This is a genomic window from Bradyrhizobium sp. Mp19 (genome assembly GCF_029952935.1).
Lineage (GTDB): Bacteria > Pseudomonadota > Alphaproteobacteria > Rhizobiales > Xanthobacteraceae > Bradyrhizobium > Bradyrhizobium elkanii.
Genome location: NZ_JASAUT010000135.1, coordinates 1 through 5,050 on the forward strand (window position 1 = coordinate 1; position 5,050 = coordinate 5,050).

The window sequence follows — 5,050 nt, forward strand, 5'->3', positions numbered from 1 at the left end:
TTCGCAGCAAGAATCCTCGCCGCTGTCAGGCAGAAAATCCACTCAAGCTACTGTCCGAATTTGCGGGGCCAGCTCTGCCTTCAGCAGCCGGTAGACCGAGGCCTCGGATACAAAGTACTTTCGTTCGTCGGTGAACCGCACGGCCAGCTCGCGTGGCGACAGCTCAGGCAACTCCAACGCCAGGTCGATGATCTGACCCCGCACATCGTCGGGGATGCGATTCCAGACCCGGTCTGGTCGAGACCGGTGATCGGCCAGCGCTTCAACGCCTCCCTCGCGGTAGCGATCATACCAGCGATAGAATGTGGCGCGCGGGATACCGAGCTTGTCCAGCGTGCGCTTGGCGGGAAGATGCGATTGCTCGACCTGCTGGATGATCTCGGCCTTCTCAGAGGCGGGATACCTCATGCCTCGTCCTCCCCCTCTCTCACCCGACAGGTGAATGCGGAGCATTCACCTATAGAGCCCGTTCATGCTATTTTTGAGCAGACGGTTCTCCAGGGTCAGATCGGCTACGGCCTCCTTCAGGGCAACAGTCTCCCGGCGGAGATCCTTCACCTCGCCGGAGGTCGCAGCTCGTGCCGTGTCGCCCGCCAGGCGGCGCTTGCCGGCCTCGAGGAACTCCTTGGACCAGCCGTAATACATCGAGGCGGCAATGCCCTCGCGGCGACAGAGCTCGGAGATATTTTCCTCGCCGCGCAATCCTTCCAGCACAATGCGGATCTTCTCCTCCGACGAATAATGCCGGCGGGTTTGTCGCAGAATGTCTTTTAGAACTTGTTCTGCGGCACTTTGCCCGGTACGGATTTCTGCTTCATCTTCGCTCCTGGTGGCTACGATGAACCAGAAATCCTCCCTCCGCAAAATCCTTCAATTTGTCTCACAGGTCCTGACGGCGAACACCCTTCGACGATGAGGCGCGCGCCGTGAAGTTGGCCAACGACACCGAATTTGGGCCGATTTCCTACGTCTACACCGAGGACCTGAAGCGTGGTTTGCGCCTTTCCGGGCAAATGCAGAGCGGCATGGTCGCGCTGAACAGAGGACTTGCGTCCGATCGGGCGGCGCCCTTCGGTGGCAGCAAGGCAAGCGGCCTCGGTCGTGAAGGCTCGAACCGAAGGCATCAAGGAATACCTTGAAACCAAAGTACATTGCGGTCTCGCTCTAGCGCGCGATGGGTAGTCGTGTGCCGATCTTTGGACGAGCGGATCGAGCCCGACGACGTCATTGAAATGGATGTAAGCGGGATCGGTGTTGCGCTTGGTGGTGCTCGGCGAGAGCAGGATTGGTAGGTTACAGAATACAATGCTTTTCATAGAACGCGGCGGCCCCCGGGGGGTGATCGCCAAGAAATAAAAAAGATACCAACAAGTGGAGGAGGAGAAATGGGCGCGGTGAAGAAGGTTTTCATCGTAGGTGGCGGGATTGGCGGCTTGACGGTCGCCCATGCGCTTCAGCGGATAGGCGTATCTACCAGAGTCATTGAGATGGGAGATAAGCGTGACCGGATCGGCACCGGTATCACGCTGCTGGGGAATGCCTTGCGGGCACTTGCCGAATTGGGATTGGTGGATGCCTGCCTCGAAGGCGGCCTTGGTTGGGATACCGTGTCGGTACGCGATGGCGCGGGAACGATTCTGAGCGAACAGTCCTCACCAAGAATTTGGGACGCTGATCGTCCAGCCGCACTGGGACTCATGCGGCCACGTCTGGGACAGATTCTGGAAGACTTTGCGACGAAGAGCGGCGCGAAAATCGATTTCAACACAACGATCACCCGTATTGATCAGGACGATCGAGGGGTGACGGTTCAGCTATCGAACGGCGAGACAGATCGCGCCGATCTGCTGATCGCTGCGGATGGAGTCTATTCCAAGATCCGCCAGAGCATCTTCGGCGACGAGTTCAAGCCGCACTACGCCGGCCAAGGGGTATGGCGTTATACGGTTTCTCGCACCGAGGCGATGAATGGCTTCGTCCTGTACCGCCTTCCGACGGGCCGCGTAGTTGGCGCGCTGCCGCTATCGAAGGAATTGTGCTATCTATTCTTCCTGGAAAGCACGGACGAAAAGCTTCGTATTCCGCAAGATCGGGTGTGCGACTATCTCCGTAACCTGCTCGCCCCCTTTACGGCGCCCGAACTGGTCGCGGCTGCCAAGGTGATCGGCGAAGACAAGCACATAAGCTACCGCCCATTTGATGTCTTGATGATGCCAGCCCCCTGGCACCGTGGCCGTGTCGTGCTGCTCGGCGATGCTGCCCATTCGTTGATGCCGCAAATGACATCCGGCGGCGGAATGGCGATCGAGGATGCGCTGGTTCTGGCCCAGGAACTGAATCGCAACGACGATCTGGAGACTGCGCTCAAGACCTATTGCCGACGCCGCGAAGAAAGAGTCGGGCGCGTATACGACATTGCATACGCCATTTGCCGGGAAGAGCGCAAACCGGAGCATGGCCGCGACTATTCGATGGGCCTTCTTCGTGAAGGCTACGCGTTTCTGGCTGCGCCCGTCTGATTAGAAGCAGGCGAAGTCACATGGGAATTTGACGGACGTCGCTACCGCGGTGGATCGGCCACATCCGTGGACTGAAGGTAAACTCTGTAGCATTTTGGCCGACAACAAGCATGTCACGACAGGGGAAATGCATGACAAGACAAGCAGGTTCGTTGCAGGGATGGATTTTGACCTCCGCCCATGGATGACGGTGTTCGGAGTGGTCCTGCTATCGCCAGTCCTGCCACTTGCGCATTCGGGTTTTGTGCGAAATCCTTCATCATGAACGGTGGTTGTATTTCCGGTTTCCCTTAAGCTTGCGCTTGGTCAAGGAAATGCTGGCGGCGCGTGGCATTGGCATGACCTATGAAACCGTGCGCCAGGGGGGACGGAAATTCGGCAAGCTGTTCTCCGATCGGATCCGTCGAGCGCGCTCCCACCCGCGGTGACAAATGGCATCTGGACGAGGTCGTTATCTCGATCGCGGGCGAACAACATTGGCTCTGGCGCGCTGTCGACCAGAATGGCTTCGTTCTCGACGTCTTGATCCAGCGCCGAAGAGAGACTCGCGCGCTGCCCAGCGGCTCATGAAGAAGCTCTTGAAATCCGCCGGCACGCCGCCGCGCGTGATGATCACGGATAAGCTGCGTTCGTACGGCGCTGCGAGGGCGAAGATGGGCTTTCACGTCGAACATCGCCAGCACAAAGCTCTCAACAATCGGGCCGAGAATTCTCATCAGCCGACGCGGCGACGCGAGCGGATCATGAAGCGTTTAAAATCGTCCCCATCAGGCTCAACGGTTTCTGTCAGTTCACGATCAGGTCGCGAACCTTTTCCACATCCCCTATCCCGGAGCCGTCACGGCCGACTTCCGTCGAGCTTCGCGCGAACGAGCCTTTGCGACTTGGCGCGAGATCTCCAGGACAAGCGCTATCGCCGACTCTCGACCTCTGAGACTCGCCTCCTTCAGCTCGGCGATCGATTAGTTGACGATGCCTGCGATGGACCTCGGCTTCATCGGGCTTGGCCACATGGGTGCGCCAATGGCGCGGAACCTGCTAAAGGCTAGCCATCATCTCATCGTCTACAATCGCACGCGCAGCGATATTGAAGCCCTATCACTACTTTGGGTGCGCCGGGAGACCGGCAAGGAATAGATGGTGGAAGTCCATTGCGATGAAGGTGTAGCGAACCACATCGGCCCCGAGCCGTGCGCAGGCGTCCGCGAGGGTGTCGGCGAAGCGTCGGTAGGGGAGCATGCAGGCCAGCCATTGAGCCGCGAAACAGTGTTATCTCGGGAGCCGACGCTGTCCAAAGAGCGGAAGGCAATATGGGCGAGTGCGCAAACGCGAGCACCCGTCCAACCCGGCGTGGTCGTAGACCCTGGCATGTATGGAAGCTCCTTGTACGGGAACCGGGATATCTCCGGGTCGGCCATCTTCCTTCTCGGAGGAGATGGTCCGCAGCGGGAAGGCGAGGAGCTGTAGCCGCTGATGCACGACACGGAGAAGTCTGACTCTGGCATAGTAGCTGAGAAGCCAACGAACAAAGCCGGATTACTGGCGGCGGAGTGGGCGGAGCCAAGGCCGGGGACCAAGGGAAACGCGGAACAGCAGCGCATGCACCGGACACAGGGCCGGGCTCGCATGACCCAGTCGCTGGACCGCGTACGGACAGCCGCAAGGCTGAGGAAGAAGGACCGGTTCACCGCGCTCTTTCACCACATCAATGTCGATACACTGCGGGCGGCGTTCTTTGCGCTCAGGCGTAAGGCTGCTCCCGGAGTGGATGGCATGACGTGGGAGGACTACGAGGAAGATCTCGAGCCCCGGCTCGCCGATCTGCACAAACGGGTCCAACGAGGAGCGTATCGCCCGCAACCGTCTCGCCGGACGTACATACCAAAGGCAGACGGCAAGCAGCGCCCGTTAGCGATCGCGGCTCTCGAAGACAAAATCGTCCAGGGCGCCAACCGTCATCGTGCTCAACGCCATCTACGAAGGAGACTTCTGTGGCTTTTCCTACGGGTTTCGGCCCGGCAGAGGACCACATGATGCGTTGGACGCGCTCTGCACAGCGATCGAGACGCGGAACGTGAACTGGATCATTGACGCCGACATCCAAAACTTCTTTGGCGCAGTCAGTCAACCTTGGCTGGTTCGCTTCTTGGAACATAGGATCGGCGACAAGCGCATCATCCGCCTCATTCAGAAATGGCTGAAGGCGGGGGTGTTCTCGAAGACAGCGTCGTAGCCGCTGATGACAGGGGAACGGGTCAAGGTTCGGTGATTTCACCGCTTCTCGGCAACATCTACCTGCACTACGCTCTCGACCTGTGGGCCAAACGCCGGCGACAGCGCGAGGTCTCCGGCGGCATGATCATCGTGCGTTACGCGGACGATGGTGCGCCACGACGGCGCGAAGGAGGTGTGATGTAGAGCACCTTTGAGCAGCCTTGCTGCACAGAAGATGGGGGTTGGCCCCTCGAACTCGGGTTGCAGGATCAGGGTTCAAACCACCGGCTGCTGCTTCGGCCCAATGGTCGAGGTGG

At 59.3% G+C, this 5,050-nt stretch carries 5 protein-coding genes and 2 pseudogenes; 6 read left to right on the plus strand and 1 reads right to left on the minus strand.

The window, feature by feature from the left end; genetic code table 11:
* Positions 1 to 72 precede the first annotated feature (72 nt).
* A pseudogene (locus tag QJT82_RS44970) lies at positions 73 to 818 on the minus strand (helix-turn-helix domain-containing protein); the annotation flags it as partial.
* A gap of 108 nt (positions 819 to 926) precedes the next feature.
* On the opposite strand from QJT82_RS44970, the gene QJT82_RS44975 reads away from it, so the two are divergent.
* From QJT82_RS44975 to QJT82_RS45720, 6 genes and pseudogenes are all read left to right on the plus strand, one after another.
* Complete coding sequence (locus QJT82_RS44975; protein WP_014498644.1) at positions 927 to 1,139, plus strand: aldehyde dehydrogenase family protein; 213 nt, start codon at positions 927 to 929, stop codon at positions 1,137 to 1,139.
* A 246-nt stretch (positions 1,140 to 1,385) separates the two neighbouring features.
* On the plus strand, positions 1,386 to 2,519 hold the full coding sequence (locus QJT82_RS44980; protein WP_011090930.1) for an FAD-dependent oxidoreductase: 1,134 nt from the start codon (positions 1,386 to 1,388) through the stop codon (positions 2,517 to 2,519).
* A 227-nt stretch (positions 2,520 to 2,746) separates the two neighbouring features.
* Positions 2,747 to 3,485, plus strand: a pseudogene (locus QJT82_RS44985) (IS6 family transposase).
* A 15-nt stretch (positions 3,486 to 3,500) separates the two neighbouring features.
* A complete protein-coding gene (locus tag QJT82_RS44990) occupies positions 3,501 to 3,656 on the plus strand; it encodes an NAD(P)-binding domain-containing protein (RefSeq protein ID WP_018269530.1) in 156 nt (51 codons plus the stop codon).
* A 937-nt stretch (positions 3,657 to 4,593) separates the two neighbouring features.
* Entirely contained in the window at positions 4,594 to 4,752 is a 159-nt protein-coding gene (locus QJT82_RS45715) for a hypothetical protein (protein WP_342714148.1), read from the plus strand.
* Positions 4,753 to 4,784: 32 nt separating this feature from the next.
* Complete coding sequence (locus QJT82_RS45720; RefSeq protein ID WP_348652653.1) at positions 4,785 to 4,937, plus strand: hypothetical protein; 153 nt, start codon at positions 4,785 to 4,787, stop codon at positions 4,935 to 4,937.
* Positions 4,938 to 5,050: the final 113 nt, after the last annotated feature.

What these genes read in the sequence shown, in the direction of transcription:
- QJT82_RS44980 (WP_011090930.1), top strand. Translation starts at nt 1,386, where the DNA reads ATGGGCGCGGTGAAGAAGGTTTTCATCGTAGGTGGCGGGATTGGCGGC.
- QJT82_RS44990 (WP_018269530.1), top strand. Translation starts at nt 3,501, where the DNA reads ATGGACCTCGGCTTCATCGGGCTTGGCCACATGGGTGCGCCAATGGCG.